The sequence below is a fragment of the Burkholderia sp. Ac-20384 genome (assembly GCF_017104605.1).
Classification (GTDB): Bacteria; Pseudomonadota; Gammaproteobacteria; order Burkholderiales; family Burkholderiaceae; genus Burkholderia; species Burkholderia lata.
The window spans coordinates 1-849 of sequence record NZ_JAAGPE010000717.1; the positions used below are offsets into that span (position 1 = coordinate 1).

Annotated in this window: 1 protein-coding gene and 2 pseudogenes; 2 read left to right on the forward strand and 1 reads right to left on the reverse strand. The window is 59.6% G+C overall.

All coding sequences use genetic code 11. The features are described from left to right. Positions 1–96 (forward strand): IS3 family transposase (locus tag G3O00_RS44260; RefSeq protein ID WP_346779005.1); only part of this gene is annotated, 96 nt, incomplete at its 5' end. A gap of 28 nt (positions 97–124) precedes the next feature. Here G3O00_RS44260 and G3O00_RS42990 read toward each other — a convergent pair. Then, a pseudogene (locus tag G3O00_RS42990) lies at positions 125–247 on the reverse strand (ISL3 family transposase); the annotation flags it as partial. A gap of 356 nt (positions 248–603) precedes the next feature. Between G3O00_RS42990 and G3O00_RS42995 the strand changes: the two are divergent. Continuing rightward, a pseudogene (locus G3O00_RS42995) lies at positions 604–849 on the forward strand (IS256 family transposase); the annotation flags it as partial.

An 849-nucleotide genomic window follows, 5' to 3' on the forward strand; every position in this document is an offset into this window, starting at 1 on the left:
GACTGGATCGAAGGCTATTACAATCGACAGCGCATGCACACGTCGATCGACTACTGCACTCCCGTCGAATACGAAACCGTACGCGCTGCTGCATGACATGCTGTACGTGAAAACGAGGCAGGGTCACCTTGCTGACCGGCTTCAAATGCAGCGATAGCGTACGGCCTTCTCCTTCCGGCCATTCCACCCGCTCTAACCGATAGCCCGTCCAGTAGCCCAGTGCCTGAAGTGCCTTGCGATCGAGCAATTGCTCCTCCTGACGTCCTTAAAGTCAGGCGTCAGGTTACGCAATCCCCCTCAAACGCTCCACGGTTTCCCGCGATGAACCAAAAAGAAGCCCCGTTATCCGAGTGGATTTCGGGGCTTGAAAGTTGGCGGCTGACGCCGAGGAAGCGGGTACGCCAGCCGCGCTGCTCTCACAGCCCGGCGAAGATAGCAGCGGCTCGCTGGCGTTCTGGTTCGTTGCTTCGCGAGATTGGACGGAAGTTCGCATCGAGATGCAAAAGAAAAACCCGGCGATTGTTCCAGCGATCCCAGGCGGGGACCTATCCGTTATTTCGTGGGCGGTGCATATCATGACGTGTAAAGGCCATGGATATGCCGATGAAGAAGAAAAGACGAACTGTAGCGCGTCAGGCAGCGGCCCGAGGGCCGCTGCCTGAACTGCCCAAGGAACTGCTGGACCAGCTGGTCAAGGGACCGATGACTCCGGCCGAGGTGCAGGACCTGATGCTGGCGTTCAACAAGGCGGTCATCGAGCGCGCGATGGGCGCGGAGATGAATCTGCATCTGGGCTACCCTCCGGGCCAGCCCAAGCCGCCCGGGCAGGTCAACGAGCGCAACGGCGCC